The organism is Streptomyces sp. NBC_00370 (genome assembly GCF_036084755.1).
Taxonomy (GTDB): Bacteria; Actinomycetota; Actinomycetes; order Streptomycetales; family Streptomycetaceae; genus Streptomyces.
In genome coordinates, this window is the sequence record NZ_CP107968.1 from 6,076,056 (window position 1) to 6,099,188 (window position 23,133).

Annotated in this window: 19 protein-coding genes and 1 pseudogene; 9 read left to right on the top strand and 11 right to left on the bottom strand. The window is 69.2% G+C overall.

Annotation, left to right across the window (positions count from 1 at the left end):
* Positions 1-48 precede the first annotated feature (48 nt).
* Entirely contained in the window at positions 49-177 is a 129-nt protein-coding gene (locus tag OHS57_RS27200; protein WP_277816747.1) for a hypothetical protein, read from the top strand.
* Positions 178-202: 25 nt separating this feature from the next.
* On the opposite strand, the pseudogene OHS57_RS27205 reads toward OHS57_RS27200, so the two are convergent.
* A pseudogene (locus tag OHS57_RS27205) lies at positions 203-598 on the bottom strand (phosphoesterase); the annotation flags it as partial.
* Positions 599-714: 116 nt separating this feature from the next.
* On the opposite strand from OHS57_RS27205, the gene OHS57_RS27210 reads away from it, so the two are divergent.
* The 3 genes from OHS57_RS27210 to cimA all read left to right on the top strand — a co-directional run bounded on the left by OHS57_RS27210 (position 715) and on the right by cimA (position 5,055).
* Complete coding sequence (locus OHS57_RS27210; RefSeq protein WP_328583621.1) at positions 715-1,755, top strand: 3-isopropylmalate dehydrogenase; 1,041 nt, start codon at positions 715-717, stop codon at positions 1,753-1,755.
* A gap of 232 nt (positions 1,756-1,987) precedes the next feature.
* Entirely contained in the window at positions 1,988-3,076 is a 1,089-nt protein-coding gene (locus tag OHS57_RS27215) for a branched-chain amino acid aminotransferase (RefSeq protein WP_328583622.1), read from the top strand.
* Positions 3,077-3,429: 353 nt separating this feature from the next.
* Positions 3,430-5,055: a citramalate synthase gene (gene cimA, locus OHS57_RS27220; protein WP_041984045.1), complete on the top strand. Its 1,626-nt coding sequence runs from the start codon at positions 3,430-3,432 to the stop codon at positions 5,053-5,055.
* Between the two features lie 57 nt (positions 5,056-5,112).
* On the opposite strand, the gene OHS57_RS27225 is transcribed toward cimA, so the two are convergent.
* Positions 5,113-7,011: a ricin-type beta-trefoil lectin domain protein gene (locus OHS57_RS27225; RefSeq protein ID WP_041984044.1), complete on the bottom strand. Its 1,899-nt coding sequence runs from the start codon at positions 7,009-7,011 to the stop codon at positions 5,113-5,115.
* Positions 7,012-7,300: 289 nt separating this feature from the next.
* On the opposite strand from OHS57_RS27225, the gene OHS57_RS27230 reads away from it, so the two are divergent.
* The gene (locus OHS57_RS27230) at positions 7,301-8,275 is read left to right on the top strand and encodes a LacI family DNA-binding transcriptional regulator (protein WP_328583623.1); all 975 of its coding nucleotides are present in this window, start codon (positions 7,301-7,303) and stop codon (positions 8,273-8,275) included.
* A gap of 53 nt (positions 8,276-8,328) precedes the next feature.
* Positions 8,329-11,421 (top strand): glycoside hydrolase family 3 protein, encoded by a 3,093-nt coding sequence (locus OHS57_RS27235; RefSeq protein ID WP_328583624.1) that lies wholly within the window; start codon positions 8,329-8,331, stop codon positions 11,419-11,421.
* Between the two features lie 78 nt (positions 11,422-11,499).
* Here the strand turns inward: OHS57_RS27235 and OHS57_RS27240 are convergent, their stop codons facing one another.
* Positions 11,500-12,129 (bottom strand): YceI family protein, encoded by a 630-nt coding sequence (locus OHS57_RS27240; protein WP_328583625.1) that lies wholly within the window; start codon positions 12,127-12,129, stop codon positions 11,500-11,502.
* A 220-nt stretch (positions 12,130-12,349) separates the two neighbouring features.
* Between OHS57_RS27240 and OHS57_RS27245 the strand changes: the two genes are divergently transcribed.
* Positions 12,350-12,859, top strand: a complete 510-nt coding sequence (locus tag OHS57_RS27245) for a hypothetical protein (protein ID WP_041984038.1) — start codon at positions 12,350-12,352, stop codon at positions 12,857-12,859.
* 63 nt (positions 12,860-12,922) lie between these two features.
* On the opposite strand, the gene OHS57_RS27250 is transcribed toward OHS57_RS27245, so the two are convergent.
* Positions 12,923-14,125, bottom strand: coding sequence for a glycoside hydrolase family 64 protein (locus OHS57_RS27250; protein ID WP_328583626.1), 1,203 nt, complete (start codon positions 14,123-14,125; stop codon positions 12,923-12,925).
* 345 nt (positions 14,126-14,470) lie between these two features.
* Here OHS57_RS27250 and OHS57_RS27255 point away from each other — a divergent pair, with 345 nt between their 5' ends.
* Positions 14,471-16,054: an acyl-CoA carboxylase subunit beta gene (locus OHS57_RS27255; protein ID WP_328583627.1), complete on the top strand. Its 1,584-nt coding sequence runs from the start codon at positions 14,471-14,473 to the stop codon at positions 16,052-16,054.
* Positions 16,055-16,117: 63 nt separating this feature from the next.
* On the top strand, positions 16,118-16,321 hold the full coding sequence (locus OHS57_RS27260; protein ID WP_041984032.1) for an acyl-CoA carboxylase subunit epsilon: 204 nt from the start codon (positions 16,118-16,120) through the stop codon (positions 16,319-16,321).
* 99 nt (positions 16,322-16,420) lie between these two features.
* Here the strand turns inward: OHS57_RS27260 and OHS57_RS27265 are convergent, their stop codons facing one another.
* The 7 genes from OHS57_RS27265 to OHS57_RS27295 all read right to left on the bottom strand — a co-directional run bounded on the left by OHS57_RS27265 (position 16,421) and on the right by OHS57_RS27295 (position 23,126).
* Entirely contained in the window at positions 16,421-17,002 is a 582-nt protein-coding gene (locus OHS57_RS27265; RefSeq protein ID WP_031229389.1) for a GTP-binding protein, read from the bottom strand.
* Positions 16,983-17,519 (bottom strand): DUF742 domain-containing protein, encoded by a 537-nt coding sequence (locus OHS57_RS27270; RefSeq protein WP_063779609.1) that lies wholly within the window; start codon positions 17,517-17,519, stop codon positions 16,983-16,985. The genes OHS57_RS27265 and OHS57_RS27270 overlap by 20 nt, the downstream gene beginning before the upstream one ends.
* A gap of 92 nt (positions 17,520-17,611) precedes the next feature.
* Positions 17,612-18,025, bottom strand: a complete 414-nt coding sequence (locus OHS57_RS27275; protein WP_041995023.1) for a roadblock/LC7 domain-containing protein — start codon at positions 18,023-18,025, stop codon at positions 17,612-17,614.
* Positions 18,026-18,035: 10 nt separating this feature from the next.
* Complete coding sequence (locus OHS57_RS27280) at positions 18,036-21,224, bottom strand: sensor histidine kinase (RefSeq protein ID WP_041984028.1); 3,189 nt, start codon at positions 21,222-21,224, stop codon at positions 18,036-18,038.
* 403 nt (positions 21,225-21,627) lie between these two features.
* A complete protein-coding gene (locus tag OHS57_RS27285; protein WP_041984026.1) occupies positions 21,628-22,209 on the bottom strand; it encodes a GTP-binding protein in 582 nt (193 codons plus the stop codon).
* Positions 22,190-22,597, bottom strand: coding sequence for a DUF742 domain-containing protein (locus OHS57_RS27290; protein ID WP_030351795.1), 408 nt, complete (start codon positions 22,595-22,597; stop codon positions 22,190-22,192). Before OHS57_RS27290 ends, OHS57_RS27285 begins: the two co-directional genes overlap by 20 nt.
* A gap of 115 nt (positions 22,598-22,712) precedes the next feature.
* Positions 22,713-23,126, bottom strand: a complete 414-nt coding sequence (locus OHS57_RS27295) for a roadblock/LC7 domain-containing protein (protein WP_030351794.1) — start codon at positions 23,124-23,126, stop codon at positions 22,713-22,715.
* Positions 23,127-23,133 lie beyond the last annotated feature (7 nt).

Below are 23,133 nucleotides of genomic sequence, written 5' to 3' on the forward strand. Positions count from 1 at the left end.
CACGCGGCCCCACCGCGTGGCTTCAGCTATCTCAAGGAGTCGATCATCATGGCCGAGACTGCCGTCCGTCGCGTCCGTCACACTCCCCGCAGCAGCGAGTCCGACCGCAAGAACGCCGCCGCCGCCCTCCAGCGCGCCCTCGACTGCAGGGACAACGGCGGCTCGACCGGTCACTGAGACCGGCCCTCTCGTCCTGCGGCGGTCAGCGGGTGATCGTGAAGTGATCCACCCGCTTGCCGCTCTCGGCCAGCGCCGAGACATCGAGCCGCGGCCGGTTCCCGCCCGTCACCTCGACGGCCAGGAACGAGAATCCGGTGTAGCGCACCCGTGACCACTCCACGGTCTCGGTGACCTTCTCGCCGCCCTGCTTCCAGTGGTACGAGGGCACGCTCTCCTGGTCGGAGACATGCCGCTCGTAGCTGTCGGGGGCCGGGGAGTCGTAGAGCCCCTTGCCCGCGCCGCCCGCCGTGACGTACACGACGCCGTCGCGCACCCCGCCCTCCGACGCGTGCGCGTCGGTCGTCGAGAAGGCGCAGTGGTGGAAGAAGACCACGACGAAGTCGATGTCGCGGTCCTTCCGCAGCTCACCGAGGGCCCGTCGGCCGGGTGTCCGGACCGGCCGACCGGCCTAACGGGACCCTCCCGGAGCACCCGGAGTGTCCACTTGCTGGACACCCGGTGTCATTCCATGGGACGAGGGCTAGGGTGCTCGTCATGTCTCGCAGCATCAATCTCGCAGTGATCCCCGGTGACGGCATCGGTCAGGAGGTCGTGGCCCAGGGCTTGAAGGTCCTGAGTTCCGTCCTCCCGCAGGATGTGAAGCTGGAGACCAAGGAGTACGACCTCGGCGCGCGCCGCTGGCACCGGACGGGGGAGACCCTCCCGGACGCCGACCTCGAAGCGCTCAAGTCCCACGACGCGATCCTGCTCGGCGCGATCGGTGACCCCTCGGTCCCGTCCGGCGTGCTGGAGCGCGGGCTGCTGCTGAAGCTGCGGTTCGCCTTCGACCACTACGTGAACCTGCGGCCGTCGAAGCTGTTCCCCAACACCGGGACCCCGCTGGCCGGCCGGCCCGAGATCGACTTCGTCGTCGTCCGCGAGGGCACCGAAGGCCCGTACACGGGCAACGGCGGTTCGCTGCGCACCGGAACGCCCGCCGAGGTGGCCACCGAGGTGAGCCTCAATACGGCGTACGGCGTCGAGCGGGTCGTCCGGGACGCCTACGCGCGTGCCGCGGCCCGTCCGCGCAAGAAGCTGACGCTGGTCCACAAGAACAACGTCCTCGTCTACGCGGGCCACCTGTGGAAGAACATCTTCGACCGGGTGGGCCAGGAGTTCCCCGAGGTCACCACCGACTATCTGCACGTCGACGCGGCGACGATCTTCTTCGTCACCCAGCCCGAGCGGTTCGACGTGATCGTCACCGACAACCTCTTCGGTGACATCCTCACCGACCTCGCCGCCGCCATCAGCGGCGGTATCGGCCTCGCGGCGTCCGCGAACATCAATCCGGACCGCACCTTCCCCTCCATGTTCGAGCCGGTCCACGGCTCGGCGCCGGACATCGCGGGACAGGGCAAGGCCGACCCCACGGCCACCGTGCTCTCCGTCGCGCTGCTGCTGCGGCACCTCGGCTTCGAGCCGGAGGCCGTCCGGGTCGAGGACGCCGTCGCCGCCGACCTGGAGGCCAGGGACGGTACGGCGCGCACGACCGCCGAGATCGGCGACGCGCTCGTCGTACGAGTAGCGAGCTGACCCGGCCGATCATCCTTCGACAGCCGCCGGGTCCCGCTGACCCGGCGGCTGCGCTGTGCGGCCCCGGGTGAGACACACATCATCCACAGGCCGCACTCACCTCGTTCCCCGTACGGTTCCCCGCAGGCGATAATCGCTGTGGGCCGCGGCATGCGGGAATGCTCGGACGTCCTAGTAGAAGTAGCGACGTGAGCGCGGTCCGTCACACACGACAGGTGAAGGACGAGTATTCATGACCACGCCCACGATCGAGCTCAAGCCCTCAGCCAACCTCGTCACCGAAGCGGAGCGGGACCGCATCCTGGCCGCCCCCGGCTTCGGGCGCTACTTCACCGACCACATGGTCACGGTCAAGTGGACCGAGGGCCGCGGCTGGCACGACGCGGAGCTGGTGCCGTACGCGCCGCTCTCGCTCGACCCGGCGAACATGACGCTGCACTACGCGCAGACCATCTTCGAAGGGCTCAAGGCGTACCGCCAGGCCGACGGCTCCGTCGCCACCTTCCGGCCCGAGCAGAACGCCCGCCGCTTCCAGCGCTCGGCCCGCCGGATGGCCATGCCCCAGCTGCCCGAGGAGCTGTTCGTCGGCGCCGTGGACGCGCTCATCAAGCAGGACAGCGCCTGGGTGCCCGGCACGGGTGAGGAATCCCTCTACCTGCGGCCCTTCATGTTCGCCACGGAGGTCGGCGTCGGCGTCCGGCCCGCCAACGAGTTCCTCTTCATGGTCATCGCCTCGCCCGCCGGCGCGTACTTCAGCGGCGGTGTGAAGCCCGTCTCCGTCTGGCTCTCCGAGGAGTACGTGCGCGCGGCGCCCGGCGGCACCGGCGAGGCGAAGGCGGGCGGCAACTACGCCGCGTCCCTCATCGCCCAGGCCGAGGCCACCAAGCACGGCTGCGACCAGGTCGTCTGGATCGACGCCATCGAGCGCAAGTGGGTCGAGGAGATGGGGACCAACAACCTGTTCTTCGTCTACGGCGACCGGCTGATGACCCCGGCGCTGACCGGCTCGCTGCTGGCCGGTGTCACCCGGGACTCGGTGAGTCGGATCGCCGCCGATCTGGGCTACCAGGTCGAGGAGGGCAAGATCTCCGTCGACGAGTGGCGCAGGGACGACGCGAACGGCACCCTGACCGAGGTCTTCGCGTGCGGCACCGCCGCCGTCATCACCCCCGTCGGCACGGTCCGCTCGGCGAGCGGCGGCTGGACGGTCGGTGGGGACGGACAGCCCGGCGAGGTCACGATGAAGCTGCGCAAGGCGCTGCTCGACCTCCAGACGGGCGCCGCCCCCGACGCCCACGGCTGGCTGCACCCCGTCGCCTAGGGAGTGTCCGGCCGATCGCGCCGCTGTCGGCCGCGCCGGTACCCGTACCGGCGCGGCCGCAGGTCACCGCCGGGCCGACCGCATCGTGAGACACCCCTTCCCAAAGCGGGAAGGCGTGCGAAAATCGGCTCGTGCTCTCGTTCGCCATGATTATTGGCTGCAAGCGCGCCGGTCCGCGGTGACCGCTCCGTACCACGACGTACGAAGCGGGCATCCTGCCCCAGACCCGCGCGCAGACCTCTCGCACCCGCGAGGGGTTTTTTCGTTTTCCGGCCCCACCCCGACCGGAGACGAGCCGCACGCGAAGATGGAGCAAGTGGAGCCAGACCATCCACTCGACAGGGAGCAACAGCATGACCACGCAGTCCACGGATTCCACGGGGCCCACAGCGAGCGACGACAGTTTCCACGTCTTCGACACGACCCTGCGTGACGGCGCGCAGCGCGAAGGCATCAATCTGACGGTCGCCGACAAGCTCACCATCGCCCGGTACCTGGACGAGTTCGGCGTGGGGTTCATCGAGGGCGGCTGGCCCGGCGCGAACCCGCGGGACACGGAGTTCTTCGCCCGCGCCCAGCAGGAGATCGACTTCAAGCACGCCCAGCTCGTCGCCTTCGGCGCCACCCGCAGGCCGGGCGCTAAGGCGGCCGACGACCCGCAGGTCAAGGCGCTCGTGGAGTCCGGGGCCCCGGTGGTCACGCTGGTCGCCAAGGCGCACGACCGCCATGTCGAACTCGCGCTGCGCACCACGCTGGACGAGAACGTGGCGATGGTCCGCGACACCGTCAGCTTCCTGCGCGAGCAGGGCCGGCGGGTCTTCGTGGACTGTGAGCACTTCTTCGACGGCTACCGGGCCAACCCGGAGTACGCGAAGTCCGTCGTACGGGCCGCCGCCGAGGCCGGCGCCGATGTCGTGGTGCTCTGCGACACCAACGGCGGGATGCTGCCCGCCCAGGTCCAGGCCGTCGTGGCGACCGTGCTCGCCGACACCGGCGCCCGGCTCGGTATGCACGCCCAGGACGACACGGGCTGCGCCGTCGCCAACACCCTCGCCGCCGTGGACGCGGGCGCCACCCACGTCCAGTGCACCGCCAACGGCTACGGCGAGCGGGTCGGCAACTCCAACCTCTTCCCGGTCGTCGCCGCGCTGGAGCTGAAGTACGGCAAGCGGGTGCTGCCCGACGGCGCGCTCGCCGAGATGACCCGGATCTCGCACGCCATCGCCGAGGTCGTCAATCTGGCGCCCTCCACGCACCAGCCGTACGTCGGGGTCTCGGCCTTCGCGCACAAGGGCGGCCTGCACGCCTCGGCGATCAAGGTCGACCCCGACCTGTACCAGCACATCGACCCCGAGGCGGTCGGCAACACCATGCGGATGCTGGTCTCCGACATGGCGGGGCGCGCGTCCGTCGAGCTCAAGGGCAAGGAACTCGGCATCGACCTCGGCGACGACCGCGACATGGTCGGCCGGGTCGTCAGGCGCGTCAAGGAGCGGGAACTCCAGGGGTTCACGTACGAGGCGGCCGACGCGTCCTTCGAGCTGCTGCTGCGCGAGGAGCTGGAGGGCCGGGTCCGTAACTACTTCCGCACCGAGTCCTGGCGCGCCATCGTCGAGGACCGCCCCGACGGCACGCACGCCAACGAGGCGACGGTGAAGCTGTGGGCCAAGGGCGAGCGGATCGTCGCGACGGCGGAGGGCAACGGCCCGGTCAACGCGCTGGACCGGGCCATGCGGGTCGGTCTTGAGCGGATCTACCCGCAGCTCGCCAAGCTCCAGCTCGTGGACTACAAGGTGCGCATCCTGGAGGGCAGGCACGGCACCGAATCCACCACCCGGGTGCTGGTCACCACCTCGGACGGCACCAGCGAATGGGCGACGGTCGGCGTCGCCGAGAACGTGATCTCCGCGTCCTGGCAGGCGCTGGAGGACGCGTACACGTTCGGACTGCTGCGGGCCGGGGTCGAACCGGCGGAGTAGGCGCACCCCGCGCGGTCCGCCCCGGCCCGCGGTGCCGGACGATGCCGGGCTGACGGACTACCGGAGCTGCCACTTCTGGTTGGCGGCTCCGGTGCACGTCCACAGCTGGGTCTTGGCGCCGTCGGCCGACGTGTTGCCCGTGACGTCGAGGCACTTGTTCGCGCCCGCGTTGACGAGATCGCCCGCGGACTCAAGTCTCCACTGCTGCGCCGCCGACCCGTTGCAGTCGTACAGCTGGACCTTGGCGCCGTTGGCCGTCGAGGCGGCGTTCACGTCGAGGCACTTGCCGAGCGACTGCACGGAGCCGTCGGTCTTCACCGACCACTGCTGCGCGGCCGAGCCGTTGCAGCCGTAGATCTGCACGGCGGTCCCGTTGGCGCTCTGACCGCCCGCCACGTCGAGGCACTTGCCGCCGAGACCGGTGATCGTGCCGGTCTGCGCCGGGGTGCTGCCGCTCTGCGTACCCGCCCAGGTGAAGGTCGCCGACGTCTTGCCGGGCAGCGAGTACGAGAAGTTCTGCCCGCCCCAGTTGACCCGGATCTGCTGCGCGCCCGCGTTGTTGTTGTACGCGATGAGCGCCTTGGAGCCGTCCGGGTTCTGCCAGGCGACGTTACGAACGGCCGAGGTGTCCGTGGAGGCGATCCGGCGGGCGCCGGTCTTCACGAACTTGGTCAGATGACCCATGGTGTAGTACTCGACGGTGTAGTCGACCTGGCCGCTCCTGCTGCCCCCGTTGTTCACGGTGATCAGCCCGGTGCAGGTGCCGCAACCGCCGTTGTGCGGGCCCATGTTCTGGTCGACCGCCAGGCTCCACTTGACGAAGCTCTGACCCCAGTTGCGGGTGTAGTCGAACAGGTTGTTCATGTCCTCCTGCTGCTGGTTGCCGATCCACGTACCGCCGGAGTGCTCCGTGTCGAACGCGGGCACGTCGGGGTACTGGTTGTGGATCGTCGTCTGGATGTCGATGCCGCCGGTGTAGCCGTGGTAGGCGATCCCGCCGAAGTTGGGGTCGGTGCGGATCGCCGCGTCGTCCACCGTGGGCGCCGCGTAACCGGCGTACGAGTCCGGGTTCCAGTCCAGCGCCAGGACCTTGGTGTTCAGATTCGCGCTGTGCAGCGCCGGCAGCAGATTGGTCTTGGTGAAGTACGCGAGACCCGAGCCGTTCCACTGCATCGACGGGTAACCGCCGCAGCAGGTGGGCTCGTTCTGGGCCGAGATGTAGTCGATCGGCACACCGGCCGCCTGGTAGGCCTGGATGTACTTCACGAAGTACTGCGCGTAGGCGCCGTAGTACTGCGACTCCAGCCAGCCCTGGCTGAAGGCGTCGTTGTCCTTCATCCACGGCGGCGCGCTCCACGGCACCGCCATCACCTTGGCGCTCGGGTTGAGTTGCTTCGCCTGCTTGGTGAGCGGCAGCACGTCGGCCTGGTCGTGCGCGATGGAGAACTTCGCCAGGGTCGGGTCGGTCTGCCCGGCCGGCAGGTCGTCGTAGCTGTAGCTGTTGCGCGCCAGGTCGGACGCGCCCATCGGGTTGCGCAGGAAGCTCAGTCCGATGCCGTCGGTCGGCGAGAACAGCTTGCGCATCGTGTCGTCGCGGGTCGCCTGGGAGAGCGCCCCACTGCTGTTCATCAGCCAGGCGGCGGTGTCGGTGAACGAGGCGCCGCCGCCGGAGAACTGCTGGTACTTGGTGTTCTCGTCGACGGTGATGTTGGTACCGCTGCCGCCGCTGCCCGACTGGAAGTTGACGGGCGTCTGCTGCTGGAGACCGCGGGTGACATGGCGTCCGCCCGCGTCGTCGGTGGTCGTCAGCCAGATGTTCACCGGCTCGCCCGCGGCCTGCGCGTTGCCTGCCGTCAGCCCGGTGAGGCCGGCCGTGGCGAGCGCCCCGGTCAGCAGGAGTCTCACCAGCCGCCCTCGGGTGCCCGTTCGTCCTGTCGCTCTCGACGATCTGGTCATGGGGTCGCTGCCCTTCTCGGCACAGTTGTGGGGGGTGCTGCGTGGTGCTGCGGCGTGAGTGAACTGCCCTGATGAACTCCCGTCAAGAGGTTGCGTATTCAAAGGCTGAACGCACAACACCCCTGCTGCGCCCCTGACCTGGGGCTAGACATGTACGTAACAAAGGTTCGGACCAATGTGGGTGTGAAGTATTGACGGCGGTGTTGTGCGCCGGTTAACTCACCGCCCAACACCGGTACCGGTTCCGGAACCGGTACCGGCAGCGGTTCCCCCACGGAGCGGAGGCCCGATGCGCGTCACGATCGCCGATGTCGCCCGCGAGGCCGGCGTCAGCAAGACCACCGTCTCCCGGGTCGTCAACACCAAGGGCGAGGTGGGCGGTCCGACCGCCGCCCGGGTCCGCGCCGTGATCGCGCAGCTCGGCTATGTGCCCAGCTCAGGTGCTGTCGGACTGGCACGGGGGAGCAGCCGGACGATCGGCATGCTGGTCCCTTCGCTGACCTGGCCGTGGATCGGCGAAGTGCTCCAGGGCGTGGTCGACACCGTCGAGGCCGCCGGCTACGGCCTGCTGCTGTTCACCTGCAACCGCGGCGCCGAGTCCGTCGACCGCTTCACCAGCCAGGTGTCGGCCCGCGCCTTCGACGGCCTTCTAGTAGTCGAACCCGACAACACCCTCGACACCATCGCCGCGATGCACCGCAAGGGACTGCCGGTCGTCCTGATCGACGACCGCGGCCAGCACCCGGACTTCCCCTCCGTGGTGACCACCAACTACGAGGGCGGCGCGTCGGCCGCGCGCCATCTGCGCGCGACCGGGCGCACCAGGCCGCTGGTCGTCACGGGCCCCACGCACTTCCCCTGCGTACGGGACCGGCTCCGCGGCTTCCACGAGATCCTGCCGGGGCACCAGGTGGCCGTGGGGGACTTCACCGAGCTGTCGGGACGGCTCGCCGTGGAGAAACTCCTCGCGGAGGGCGCCGAGTTCGACTCCGTCTTCGCGCACAACGACGTCAGCGCCTCCGGCGCGCTGCGCGCCCTGCGGGCCGCCGGACGCACCGTCCCCGGCGACATCGCCGTGGTCGGCTTCGACGACATCGCGATGGCCCAGCACACCGATCCGCCGCTCACCACGGTCCGCCAGCCGGTCCACCGGATGGGTGAGACGGCCGCGCGGATGCTGCTCGCCCATCTGGGCGGGGCGCGGGCACCGGAGGAGCCTGTCGTCCTGGCCACCGAACTCGTCGTACGCCAGTCGGCCCCTTGAGCCCCGCCCCGGGAGGGGCCGAGAAGAAACAACGACATATCAGAGGAGCCGCAATGCTACGCAAACGTGTCAGACCCGGCAGAACGGCGGCGCTGGTCGCAGCGGCCGTCATCGCCGGGCTGCTGCCGCTCGCCGGCGCGGGGACGAGCGCCGCCGCCGGTGCGGCGGCGGCAGCCGACCCGGCGCCGGTGGCCGTCGACAACTACGAGGGCGAGGTGCCCTTCGCTTCGCCGCCCGCCGACGGCCTGTTCACCTGGGGCGGCGACGCCGACGACCCGCCCACCCTGAAGTTCGCCGAGCGCGCCGACGCGCCGCAGGGCGCCAAGGCGCTCGAAGGCAGCTACGACATCAGCGGATACGGCGGCTTCAGCCACGACTTCGCGTACGACCGGCCAGCCCAGGACTGGTCGGCGCACGGCGGCGTCCGCTTCTGGTGGTACGGCCAGAATCCGGTGGAACTGCCGCAGGGCCAGGGCAAGAAGATCAGCTTCGAGCTCAAGGACGGCGGCGCCAACGGCGAGGCGTCCGAGCTGTGGACGACGTCCTTCACCGACGACTGGGCCGGCTGGCACCAGGTGGAGATCCCCTTCTCCGCCTTCCGGTACCGCACCGACTACCAGCCGGTCGGCGGCATCGACCATGTGCTCGGACTGACCGAGATGTGGGGGTACGCCTTCACCCTGCCCGTCGGCGGTCCTGGCACGTTCGCCGTCGACGGCATGGAGCTGTACGGCAAGCCCGACGCGACCCTGAACGCGTCCGTCTCCACCGACGCGGCGGTCTACCCGGTCGCCGAGGGCGGCACGGCCGACGTGAAGATCTCCCTCGCGACGACCGGCGCCGTGCCGGCCACCGAGCCCGTCACCGTCGACTACACCACCGAGGGCGGCACCGCCGAGGCGGGCAAGGACTACACCCCGGTCTCCGGCACCGTCACCTTCCCGGCCGGCGCGGCCTCGGGCAGCTCGCAGACCGTGCGGGTCGCGACGGTCAAGGACAAGACGGCCGAGAGCGCCGAGACCGTACCGCTCAAGCTCACCGTCACCGGCGCCAAGGCGCCGCTCGAACAGCCGCAGGTCGTCATCGACGCCCACGGGCTGCCGTACCTCGACGCGAAGCTGCCCGTGAAGAAGCGCGTCGCCGACCTCGTGTCGCGGCTCTCGCTCGCCGAGAAGGCCGGTCAGATGACCCAGGCCGAGCGCAACGCGCTCACCTCGCAGGGCGACATCGCCGCCTACGACCTCGGCTCGCTGCTCTCCGGCGGCGGTTCGGTCCCGACGCCCAACACCCCTGAGGCGTGGGCCAAGATGGTCGACGGCTACCAGCTGCGCGCCCAGGCCACCCGCTTCCAGATCCCGCTGATCTACGGCGTGGACGCGGTGCACGGCCACAACAACGTGGTCGGCGCGACCCTGATGCCGCACAACATCGGCCTGGGAGCGACCCGCGACCCGGCGCTGGCCGAGAAGACCGGCGCCGTGACGGCGAGCGAGGTGCGCGCCACCGGCATCCCGTGGGACTTCGCGCCGTGCCTGTGCGTGGGACGCGACGAACGCTGGGGCCGTACGTACGAGACGTTCGGCGAGGACCCGGCGCTCGTCTCCTCCATGGAGACCGTCGTCAACGGCATGCAGGGCGACCCTTCGGGCAAGGACCTCGACCGCGACGACAAGGTGCTGGCCACGGCCAAGCACTTCGTCGGTGACGGCGGCACCTCCTACGGCTCGTCCACCAGCGGTACGTACACGCTCGACCAGGGCGTCACGACCGTCACGCCCCAAGAGCTCCAGGACATCCACCTGGCGCCGTTCAAGGACGCCGTCAAGCGCGGTGTCGGAACGGTGATGCCGTCGTACTCCTCGCTGGACATCACCGGCGACGGCAAGGGCGCGGTCAAGATGCACGCCCGCGGCGACATGATCAACGGTGAGCTGAAGGACAAGCTGGGCTTCGACGGCTTCGTCATCAGCGACTACGCGGCCATCGACCAGATCCCCGGTGACTACCCGAGCGACGTCCGTACGTCGGTCAACGCGGGCCTCGACATGATCATGGTGCCGACGGCGTACAAGGACTTCACCGCGACCCTCCAGGACGAGGTGACGGCGGGCCGGATCCCGGTCTCCCGGATCGACGACGCCGTCTCGCGCATCCTGACGCAGAAGTTCAAGCTCGGTCTCTTCGAGAAGCCCTACTCGGACACCTCGAACATCTCCAAGATCGGCTCGCCGGAACACCGCGCGGTGGCCCGCCAGGCCGCGGCCGAGTCGCAGGTGCTGCTGAAGAACGACGGCAAGGTCCTGCCGCTGAAGCCTTCGCAGAAGGTGTACGTGGCCGGCTCCAACGCCGACGACATCGGCAACCAGATGGGCGGCTGGTCCGTCACCTGGCAGGGCGCGTCGGGCAACACCACCACCGGCGGCACGACCATCCTCCAGGGCATGAAGAAGGCGGCGCCCGGCACCGACATCAGCTACTCGAAGGACGCTTCGGCGCCGACGAGCGGCTACGACGTGGGTGTGGTCGTCGTCGGTGAGCAGCCGTACGCGGAAGGCGTCGGGGACGTCGGCAACGGGCACACGCTCGCGCTGTCGGCCGCCGACAGGAAGGCCGTCGACACGGTGTGCGCCGCGATGAAGTGCGCCGTGCTCGTGGTGGCCGGCCGGCCGCAGCTCATCGGTGACCAGCTCGGCGAGATCGACGCGCTGGTCGCCTCGTTCCTGCCGGGCACGGAGGGCGACGGCGTCGCCGACGTCCTCTACGGCAAGCGGGCCTTCACCGGCCAACTGCCGCTCACCTGGCCGAAGTCGGAGGCGCAGCTGCCGATCAACGTCGGCGACGCCTCGTACGACCCGCAGTTCCCGTACGGCTGGGGTCTGACGACGCTCAAGTCGCCTCCGGCGGGAGGGCAGTTGACGCTCGGCGCGATCGGCATCGCGGCGCAGGTGCTGGAGCGGCTGGGCCAGGGCTCGTCGGCCCAGGGCAAGGCGCTCGTCGGCCAGGCCCGGCTGCTGGTGCAGCAGAAGATCGGCTCGCACCTCACCCAGGCGTCGGCCAAGCCGTTCGCCGACGCGGACCATCTGCTGCTGACCGGTGATCTGACCGGCGCCGTCGCCAAGCTGACGGCGGCCTACCGGGCCGCCTGACCAGCTACGCGGACCCCCATGGGTGATGCCCCCGGACATCTGTCAGGTCCGGGGGCATCACCCTTTTCAGCGGCGGTCTCAGGCGGCCTCGGGGGCCTTCTTGATCGCGGAGATGTCGAAGGTGAGCTTGAGCTTGTCACCGACCAGCACGCCACCGGTCTCCAGGGCGGCGTTGTAGGTCAGGCCCCAGTCGGAGCGCAGCATCTCGGCGGTGCCCTCGAAGCCGACGCGCTGGTTGCCGAACGGGTCGGTGGCCGAGCCGTTGAACTCCAGGTCGATGGTGAGCGGCTTGGTGACGTCCTTGATGGTCAGGTCACCGGAGATGCGGTACGAGTCACCGCCGCGCTCCTCGGCCGAGGTCGAGCGGAAGGTCATCTTCGGGAACTGCTCGGCGTCGAAGAAGTCGGCGCTGCGCAGGTGACCGTCACGGTCCGGGGCGCCGGTGTCGATGCTGGCCATGGAGACGTCGATGGCGGCCGTGGAGTTCTCCGGGTGCTCGCCGTCCAGGGTGAGGGTGCCCTCGTGCTCCTGGAACGCGCCGCGGACGTTGGTGACCATCGCGTGCCGCACGGTGAAGCCGATGCTGGTGTGCGCGGGGTCGATGACGTATTCGCCGGAGAGCGCGGCGAGCGCCGGGTCCACGGCCGAAGTGGTGGCGGTGTCGCCGGTGGTCTGCGCCTCGTCGTTCTTGCGGCTGAAGATGGTCATGGTTCCTCCTGGGGAAAAGCGGACGGCAAACGTGGAACTTGTCAGATGTGGCGGAGCCCACAGTAGACCCGCGTCGTTCAATCTTCAACAATGACCACCCTTCGAGTGATTCCCGGGATGCACGCCCTCTGGTGACCCGTAGGGAAATCCGGCACGATCTCCTTGCGCCACCTCCGCCCCCCACGCAGCCCCCACGGCCTCAGCAGGAGGACATCCCCCCATGAAGATCCGCTCTGCCCTCGTCGCGCTCGCGCTGGTCCTCGGTGCGCTCTTCGCACCCGGCTTCGGCGTCCTCAGTTCGGCGGGCGACGCCCAGGCAGCCACCAAGCTCACCCACGCCCAGGCCACGTCCCGGTTCAGCTCGTCCGGGATCACCTGGTCCTCGTCGGGCGGCTGCTCGGACCGGAACAACCCCACCTGCACCTCCTTCGACCAGCTCAACCTCGCCACCGCGCAGGGAGCACAGACGCTCAAGAGCGCCACCGGCTGCGCCCTCAACATCACGGGCGGCACCGAGACCGGTCACGCGAGCGGTACGTACTCGCACGCGAACGGCTACAAGCTCGACTTCGGCAAGACCACCTGTCTCACCAACTACATCAAGGGTGCCTTCACCTACATAGGACTGCGCGGTGACGGCTACCCGCAGTGGCAGGCCGCGTCGGGCAACGTCTACGCGGACGAGGGCAGCCACTGGGACGCGACGTTCTACAACTGCGGCGGCTGCTGACACCGCCGTACGGCACAGGCCCCCGGCACCGCACGGTGCCGGGGGCCTGCGTCGTCGTCGAGGTCAGGAGCCGACCGAGACGGTCCAGCGCTTCGGGTTGCCGTCGAAGGCCGCGCCCGAGACGTCGGGCTGGCCGTCCGGCTGCACGTCGTCGTACGGGAACGCGTAGCCGATCGGCGTGTTCGCGTGCAGCACCCGGGCCCAGTGGTTGGTGACCGGGTCCTGGTAGTAGTCGGCGGCCGTCGCGCCGTTCGGCTGGTCCGGGTGGGTCAGCAGGGTGGAGCGGTTGAAGGCGGCGGCGAGCCGGGCGAGCAGCCCCTTCTTGTCGTCCGAGTCGGCCGGGTTGTTGGCGAACGGACCGCTGTTGCAGGTGAAGATGTCCATCGACGTCGGCTTGGCGAAGGTGTGGCCGCCGTTGAAGGTGAGCGTGTCGCCGCTGACCCGGCCGGTGAAGACACCGCGCCCGCCCTGCAGGTCGATCGTCAGGTCCTCGGCCGCGTACTTCTGCCACACCTGGTCGACGTAGCTGTCGAAGACGTTGGTGAAGGGCGCGTCACCCGCCAGGTTCTGCGGCGAGATCACCCGCAGCACACCGCCGTCGGGCCCGCGCAGGACCAGCTTGTCCCACGGGTGCCCGTCGGCCGCCGCCTGGGCGGTCAGCCCGTCGGCGATCTTGTCCAGGGCGCCCGCGGGCAGCGGGGCGACGGTGTGGGTGGCGTCGCCGTCCAGCGTGATGCCGATGGGCAGGGCTGTCGCGAGGTCGACGTAGCTGATGTTCGAGTACAACTGGTCCGCGTTGAAGGTGAATTCGCAGAAGGACCAGGTGCGGCCGTAGTTCGGGTCCGACTCCGTGGCGAAGGCCGGCTCCACCAGCGCGGGGCCGGGGTTGAGGAAGAAGTCCAGCTTGTCGTCGCGTACGAAGTAGACACGCGCGCCGTAGAGCTGGGGGAGCGTCAGCACGACGGGCGCGCTGCCCGCCGCGCCCAGCGGGATCGCGCAGTCGACCGGCAGCGGGGTCTGCGGCGCGCCGGGGGAGTCGGGGCGGTAGACGTCGCCGTCCGGCTTCAGCAGCGTCCAGCCGCCGGTGGCGCCGTCGTGCCCGGTGACGTACGCGTGCACCGTGCCGGGCAGCGATTTGTTCTGGAGTGCCAGCTCGCAGGTGTCGGCGGCCGAGGCGTGCGGGCTGAGCGCGCTGCCCCAGACGGGATAGGTGACGGCCGTGGCGGCTGCTGCCGCGCCGGACAGGAAGAGTCGACGGGATATCACGAATGTTCTCCTGAACTGTCCTGAACTGTGGGGGGTACGCGGCGGCTTACGGCGTGTGGGGGCCGGGCCGCGCGTTCCGGAAGACTCTCATGTGGTGGGATGGACACGTCAAGAGTTCCTGCTGAGAGCGCTCTCGAACGGACCGGACGCGCGGGACCGACGCGGCGGGGTCAGGGAGCCGTCCTGCGGCCGGAATCTAGGGAAACCCTACAAGCGGCTGTGCTAGTCGACTGTTCGGTCACCCCCGTCCTGCCCCGGTTCTGTCAGGCTCTACCAGGAATACGGCCAGGAGACTGTGTGGAGTCGACGGCGCTTTTTACCGCGTGGTGTTCGTAGGGTTGGTACATGACCGTAGTGGACCAGACGCCGAGCGAGCCCGCCGATACCAGAGGGCGGGTCGCCGAGTTGCACGCCCTGCGCGAGCAGGCCCGCAGAGGGCCCAGCGACCGGGCGACGGAAGCGCAGCATGCCAAGGGCAAGCTGACCGCGCGCGAGCGCATCGCGCTCCTGCTGGACGAGGGATCATTCAGCGAGGTCGAGCAGTTGCGCCGGCACCGCGCGACCGGGTTCGGTCTTGAGGCGAAGAAGCCGTACACCGACGGTGTGATCACCGGCTGGGGCACGGTCGAGGGCCGGACGGTCTTCGTGTACGCCCACGACTTCCGGATCTTCGGCGGCGCGCTCGGCGAGGCGCACGCGACGAAGATCCACAAGATCATGGACATGGCCATCTCGGCCGGTGCCCCGCTGGTCTCCCTGAACGACGGCGCGGGCGCCCGTATCCAGGAGGGCGTGTCCGCGCTCGCCGGGTACGGCGGCATCTTCCAGCGCAACACGCGCGCCTCGGGTGTCATCCCGCAGATCAGCGTGATGCTCGGCCCGTGCGCGGGCGGCGCCGCCTACAGCCCGGCGCTGACCGACTTCGTCTTCATGGTCCGCGACACCTCGCAGATGTTCATCACAGGCCCGGACGTGGTCAAGGCCGTCACCGGTGAGGAGATCACCCAGAACGGCCTCGGCGGCGCCGACGTGCACGCCGAGACCTCCGGCGTCGCGCACTTCGCGTACGACGACGAGGAGACCTGCATCGGCGAGGTGCGCTACCTCCTGTCGATGCTCCCGCAGAACAACCGGGAGAACCCGCCGTCCGTCGAGTCCGACGACCCGGCCGACCGGCGCTCCGACGTCCTGCTCGACCTGGTGCCCGCCGACGGCAACCGCCCGTACGACATGCACAAGGTCATCGAGGAGCTGGTCGACGAGGGCGACTTCCTGGAGATCCACGAGCGCTGGGCGCGCAACATCATCTGCGCCCTGGCCAGGATCGACGGACAGGTGGTCGGCATCGTCGCCAACCAGCCGCAGTCGCTCGCCGGAGTCCTGGACATCGAGGCGTCGGAGAAAGCGGCGCGCTTTGTCCAGATGTGCGACGCTTTCAATATCCCGATCGTCACGCTGCTGGACGTGCCCGGCTTCCTGCCGGGCGTCGACCAGGAGCACGGCGGAATCATCCGGCACGGCGCGAAGTTGCTCTACGCGTACTGCAACGCCACGGTGCCCAGGATCTCGCTGATCCTGCGCAAGGCCTACGGAGGTGCGTACATCGTGATGGACTCCCAGTCCATCGGGGCGGATCTCACCTACGCCTGGCCGACCAACGAGATCGCGGTGATGGGCGCCGAAGGTGCCGCCAACGTCATCTTCCGCAAGCAGATCGCCGAGGCCGAGGACCCCGAAGCCATGCGTGCCCGCATGGTCAAGGAGTACAAGGCCGAGCTGATGCACCCGTACTACGCGGCCGAGCGGGGCCTTGTCGACGACGTCATCGACCCCGCGGAGACCCGGCAGGTACTCGGGAGCGCGCTCGCGATGCTCCGCACCAAGCACGCGGACCTGCCGTCCCGCAAGCACGGCAACCCTCCGCAGTAACCACCAGCGGCCGACATCCCCGCAGTAGAGACCCTCGCGGTAGAAGACGGAGACACGACCTCCATGAGCAACCCCATCAACGAATCGCTGCTGCGTGTCGAGAAGGGCCAGGCCGACCCGGAGGAGCTGGCCGCCATCACGGCGGTCCTGCTCGCCCGTGCGGCCGCCACCCCCGAGGCCCCGGCCCACCAGGGCCGCTCCACGGCCGGCTGGCGCCGCCTGGAGCGCACCCCCGGCTTCCGGGCCCCGCACAGCTGGCAGGGCTGAGCCACCGGCCGCCCGGCGGCTCCCCGCACGACGAAGGCCCCGTACTCCTCGGAGTGCGGGGCCTTTCCGTCGCAGGCGAGTGCGGCCGGTGAAGTGCTGCTAGCGAAGCCGTGCCATCAGCGCGTGCTCGACCAGGGTGATGAGACCGCTCTTGGCGTCCGCGCGGTGGCGGGCGTCGGTGGTGATGATCGGGGTGTCGGGTCCGATCTGGAGCGCCTCCCGCACCTCGTCGGGCGTGTAGGGCTGGTGTCCGTCGAAGCCGTTGAGGGCGATGACGAACGGCAGGCCCGAGTTCTCGAAGTAGTCGACCGCGGGGAAGCAGTCGGCGAGCCTGCGGGTGTCGACCAGGACCACCGCGCCGATGGCGCCGCGCACGAGGTCGTCCCACATGAACCAGAAGCGGTCCTGGCCCGGGGTGCCGAAGAGGTAGAGGATCAGGTCCTGGTCGAGGGTGATACGGCCGAAGTCCATGGCCACCGTCGTGGTGGTCTTGTCCCCGGTATGGGTGAGGTCGTCGATCCCCGCCGATGCGGAGGTCATGACGGCTTCGGTACGCAGCGGGTTGATCTCCGAGACGGCGCCGACGAACGTGGTCTTGCCCACGCCGAATCCGCCCGCCACCACGATCTTCGCGCTGGTGGTTGAGCGGGCTGCACCGCCGCTAGAGCTTGCGAAGTCCACTGAGCACCCTTTCGAGCAGTGTCACATCTGGCTGACCACCGGCGGACTCGTCGCCGCCGGGCTGATGGATGGCGACAAGTCCGGCCTCCGCCAGGTCGGCTACGAGGATCCGGGTGACGCCGAGGGGAATCGAGAGCAGCGCCGAGACCTCGGCCACCGACTTGATCTCGAAACACAGCCGGCAGATCCGCTGATGCTCGGGCAACTGCCCTTGCAACCGGGACGGATCGGCCGTCGTACTGACCAGCGCCTCGATGGCGAGCTGGTACCGCGGCCTGGTTCGGCCGCCAGTCATGGCGTACGGCCGCACCAGGGGGTTGTGGTGTCCCATGGCGGGCGGGGACGCGGGCTCGGGGGCCCGCATCGGCTGTACCGGCTGGATGCGCGCCGGCGGCTGGTCGTAGGGGTCGAACGGCTGCTGTCTGCCGGGCGAAGGCGCGTTGAAGCGGTTCCGGGCATGCTCTCCCGGCACCTGCTGGGAACCGTCGTAACGGTAACCGCCTGGGGGTGTAGCCACGTTTCCTCCTCCGACTGCCGGCCGCCGGTCCACGTCCCTGCGGAGCCGCGCCACCGCACCCTATGGTGCGGTGGCGAGAAGCGCACTGTCTGTTAGTTGAGAAGACTTCCCTGAAGCTCGGCGCGCAGGTCGGGGGTGAGGACCGTCCCCGCGCGATCGACCAGGAGTGCCATCTCGTACCCGACGAGGCCGATGTCGGCCTCGGGATGGGCGAGGACGGCCAGTGAGGAGCCGTCCGAGACGGACATGATGAAGAGAAAACCGCGGTCCATCTCGACGACGGTCTGGTTCACAGCGCCGCCTTCGAAGATCCGGGAGGCCCCCGCGGTGAGCGAGGTCAGTCCTGAGGCGACGGCGGCGAGCTGGTCGGCCCGGTCGCGCGGGAAGCCTTCGGACATCGCCAGTAGGAGTCCGTCGGCGGAGACCACCACCGTGTGGGACACCCCGGGGGTGTTGTCCACGAAGTTGGTGATCAACCAGTTCAGATTCTGCGCCGCCTGGCTCATCGGGCTCACACTAACGCTCCTGGTTGTAGGTACTGCCCGAGCCGTCGCCCGGTCCGTTCTTGTCCGCTCCCGCGTTGCGGCCCCGCTGGACGCCACGGCGCAGATTGCTCAGCCTGCCGCGCACGTCCTCCGGAGCCCGGGAAATCTGGGGGCCGCCCTGCTGGGTCTGCTCCGCCGCTCCCTCGACCAGGTTGGCCTTGGGTACGCGCCGCGGCAGTCCCGACGAGGTGATTCCGCCGGCCTTGGGTTCACGGAGCTTCTCCGCCCGGTGCCAGCGATCGTCGTTCATCGATCGCCAGTCCTGGGTGCCGTCCGCCTCGCTGTGCCCATTCTGCCCGCTCTGGGCGGGCTGTGGGGCCTGTCCGGGCTGACTTGGCTGGTTGAGAGGTGCTTCTTCCTGCCCTGCGGGCTGCCACTCCTGCTTCTCCCGCTGCTGGGTGCCGCCGCGCAGCGGCAGACCTGCTTCGGTCAAGGCGTGGCTGGTGCTCGGAGAGGGTCCGGGACGGTCGAAGCCTACGCGGTCCGCGGCCTTGTCGGGGCCGCCAGGAGCCGATTCCGGTTCCGGTTGTGACTCGGATTGGAAGCCGTTGTGATACGCCCCCTGATCTGCCCACTCGCCTTGCTGGGGCTGCGGGTCGAAGGGGTTCACATACGCCGTGTCCGCGCTCTGTCCGTTGCTGAACGGGTCTTCCGTATAGCTCTGGGCGTAGGTCTCGGGCGCGCGGTACTCGCCGTACTGTCCGAAGGCGTCGGGCTGCCCGTTCGCCGCGGGCGGCTGCCCGTATTCGGCGGACCCGGTCAGCTGCGGGGCGTAGCCGGCGCCGTACGGCGTCTCCTCGCTCTGCCCTTCGTACGCGCCGTTCTCCTGCGGGGCGTACTGGCCGTCCGGCTGGTCGCGGTACTGGCCGTCCACCTGGTCGCTGAAGAGCGGCCCGCTGCCGTCCCCGGTGCCGTTCACGCCGTCGTCGTGCGACGACCGGGCCTCCACCGCGGCGCGCCGCTCCTCGCGCATCAGCGAGCGGTTGACGGGGTTGAGCCTGCGCGGGTCGGGCGCCGCCGGTTGCTCGTCGTAACGGGAGTCGTCGAAGCCGAGCTCGGCCGCGGTCAGCATGGCACGGCCGTTGAAGGACGGCTCGCGCGGTGCGGGCAGCTGGTCGGGGATGATCTGCGAGACGGTGAAGTCGTCGGGGGCCGGTACGGGTTCGCCGCCGCCGCCGTGGGTGATCGCGTTGGGGAGCATCACCAGCGACGTGGTGCCGGCCTGCTCGCCCGAGGGGCGCAGCTGGACCCGGATGCCGTGCCGGTCGGCCAGCCGGCCGACCACGAAGAGCCCCATCCGCTGGGAGACCGCCGCGTCCACGGTCGGCGGGTTGGCCAGCTTGTGGTTGATGTCGGCGAAGTCCTCGGCGGTGAGGCCGATGCCCTTGTCGTGGATCTCGATCATCACGCGGCCGTCGGGCAGCCGGGTCGCCGTGACCCTGACCTTCGTCTGCGGCGAGGAGAAGGTGGTGGCGTTCTCCAGCAGCTCGGCGAGGAGATGGACGAGGTCGGTCACCGACTGGCCGTGGATGTCCGTCTCGGGGACGCCGGTCAGCTCTATCCGCTCGTACGACTCGACCTCGGACGAGGCGGCCCGCAGGACGTCGACGAGCGGCACCGGCTGGTTCCACCGGCGGCCCGGCTCCTCGCCGGCGAGGACCAGCAGGTTCTCGCCGTTGCGGCGCATGCGGGTGGCCAGGTGGTCCAGCTTGAACAGGCTCTCCAGCTGTTCCGGCTCGCCCTCGTTGTTCTCCAGCTCGGTGATGAGGGTCAGCTGGCCCTCGATCAGCGACTGGTTGCGGCGGGAGAGGTTGGTGAAGATCGCATTGACGTTTCCGCGCAGCATCGCCTGCTCGGCGGCCAGCCGGACCGCCTCGCGGTGCACCTGGTCGAAGGCGCGGGCGACCTCGCCGATCTCGTCCGTGCTGTTGACCGGGATCGGCTCGACGCGGGTGTCGACCCGGCCCGGCTCGGTCCTGGACAGCTGGTCGACCAGCATCGGCAGCCGCTGTTCGGCGATGGAGAAGGCGGCCGTACGCAGCGTCCGCATCGAGCGGCTCATCTGCCGCGCCATCATCCCGGCGAGCACGAAGGCGATCAGCAGCGCCACCAGCACGATCGCGCCGTTGGTGATCGCGTCGTTCCTGGCGTCGTCGGAGATCTGCCCGGCGTCGGTGACCGCCCGGTCGACCAGGCCCTTCTCCAGGATGGTGTAGCCGTCGAACTTGGCGGTGGACGCCGCCATCCACGCCTCGGGGGTGACCCCGCGCTCGGCCAGCTGCTCGGGGCTCGCGCCGGTGGCGATGGCCGCGACCATGCCGTCGAGCACGGAGCCCTGCTGGCTGGGCGGCGGGGTGAAGTCCTGCCCCGCCGCTGCTGCCTGCTGCTGGGCCGCCGCGAGCTTCTTGGCGCCCGCGGCGGTCTCCTTCTTCATGACGTCCTGCAGCCGCTTCGTGTCCTCGGCGGTGCCGCCGGACCCGTACTCCTGGATGGCGATGCCCTCCAGGTACGCGTACGACGTGAAGGCGATCGTCTGGCCGCCCCTGATGTCGGGCTTCTGGCTGGGCCGTACCAGCAGATGCATCCCGATGGAGCGCTGCAGCGAGCCCGCCGCCTTGGCGAGCTGGATGGAGTAGAGGGTGCGGCCGTAACTCGTGATGTTGCTGGTGCCGAGGCCGAGTTCGTTGGAGAACTCCATGAGGGAGTGCTGGATCTGCACATAGCCCTCTTCGGTCGCCACCGGACCGCCGTGACTGCCGGTCTTGTCCGGGGTCTCCACCGCCGCCGTATAGGCGATCTTGCGCAGCGCGGAGAGCTTGGGCTCCTCACCGCGGAACAGGTCGAGCCGGCGCTTCAGCCCCTGTTTCTGGGGCATGTTCCGCACAGCGACGTCGAACTTCTTCTTCGCCGCGTCCGTGTCGGCCCTGCTCTTCACCACGATCTTGGAGTCGCGCTTGTTGGTCAGCAACGGCTGGGCCGTGAGGTCACGTTCGTCGAGCAGCGCCTGGCTGTAGTCCGAGGCGGCCCGGACGACGAGGGCGGTGCGCTCGGCGTCCTGGGCCTCCCGCCAGGTGCTGATCGACCCCTTGACCTGGAAGCCGCCCATCACGAGCCCGACCAGAACCGGAATCAGCAGAATGGCGTTCAGCCGGGTGGCCACACGCCAGTTGCTCGGGGCCAGCCGGCCCCGCTTCCGGTCCGGGGAGCTCGCCTTGCTTCGCCTCACTCGACCAACAACCTCTCGGCGTCGGCACCTACGTTGTGCCGTGTTTCGATCAGGGCCGTACTACTCGGGAGTCGTCGCATTCCAGCACGGCGACGGCCTCATTCCAAACAGCAGGAATCAGCCGTTCCAAGTGGTCCAGGCCGCAGATAAAACGGGCATAAAGAGCGAGGCCCGTCAAAAGAGCGAGTGGAGGTAAGCACAGGGGTACCACTCGGCTGCGCCGAGTGCCCGTTGCCGATGAATTCTCTGTCGAAATGTTATGAACACGGAGAGGGACCGTGTCGGACGACACAGTCCGTTCTCCGGGCTGTCTACGGCAACTGCCGTAGTGGTTCGTCTACTTGAGGCGTGCCATCAGCGCGTGCTCGACGAGCGTGATGAGACCGCTCTTCGCGTCCGCGCGGTGGCGGGCGTCGGTGGTGATGATCGGGGTGTCGGGTCCGATCTGCAACGCCTCCCGCACCTCTTCCGGAGTGTACGGCTGATGTCCGTCGAAGCCGTTGAGAGCGATGACGAACGGCAGACCCGAGTTCTCGAAATAGTCGACCGCGGGAAAACAGTCCGCGAGCCTGCGGGTGTCCACCAGCACGATGGCACCGATGGCGCCGCGTACCAGGTCGTCCCACATGAACCAGAAACGGTCCTGGCCCGGGGTGCCGAAGAGGTAGAGGATCAGGTCCTGGTCAAGAGTGATACGGCCGAAGTCCATGGCCACCGTCGTGGTGGTCTTGTCCCCGGTGTGCGTGAGGTCGTCGATCCCCGCCGATGCGGAGGTCATGACGGCTTCGGTACGCAGCGGGTTGATCTCCGAGACGGCGCCGACGAACGTGGTCTTGCCCACGCCGAATCCGCCCGCCACCACGATCTTCGCGCTGGTGGTCGACCGGGCCGCGCCGCCGCTAGAGCTTGCGAAGTCCACTGAGCACCCTTTCGAGCAGTGTTACATCCGGCGTGCCGCCGGCCTCTCCGTTACCCGGCTGGTGGATGGCCACCATGCCCGCTTCCGCCAGGTCGGCCACGAGGATCCGGGCGACCCCCAGCGGCATCGTCAGCAGCGCCGACACCTCGGCGACCGATTTGACCTCGCGGCACAGGTGGCAGATCCGCTGGTGCTCGGGGAGCAGCGTGGCCAGGTGGGCCGGGTCCGCTGTCGTACTGACCAGCGCCTCGATGGCGAGCTGGTACCGCGGCCGGGTACGGCCGCCGGTCATGGCGTATGGACGTACCAGCGGCTGATCGCCCTCAGGTCCGTACGACGCGTCGACCGATGCGCCGTACGGGTCGTGAGAGGCGGGTGGCGGGGTCATGAATCCTCCGGGCGTGACAGCAAGATGTCTGCGTGCCGTCTGACTGGGCCGGTGGGGGGCCGGGGGGGCGGTGGCCGGACGGTGTGGAGCGTTGCGGGCGGTGCCTGGGGAAACCTCAGTGCAGCAGGCTTCCCTGAAGCTCGGCGCGCAGGTCGGGGGTGAGGACCGTCCCCGCGCGATCGACCAGGAGGGCCATCTCGTATCCCACCAGGCCGATGTCGCACTCGGGGTGGGCGAGCACGGCCAGGGAGGAACCGTCGGAAACGGACATGAGGAAGAGGAAGCCGCGCTCCATCTCCACCACGGTCTGGTTGACCGGGCCGCCTTCGAAGATCCGGGAAGCCCCCGCGGTGAGCGAGGTCAGGCCGGACGCCACGGCCGCGAGCTGGTCGGCTCGGTCGCGGGGGAAGCCCTCGGACATGGCCAGCAGAAGTCCGTCCGCGGAGACCACCACCGTGTGGGACACCCCAGGGGTGTTGTCCACGAAGTTGGTGATCAACCAGTTCAGATTCTGAGCGGCCTGACTCATCGGACTC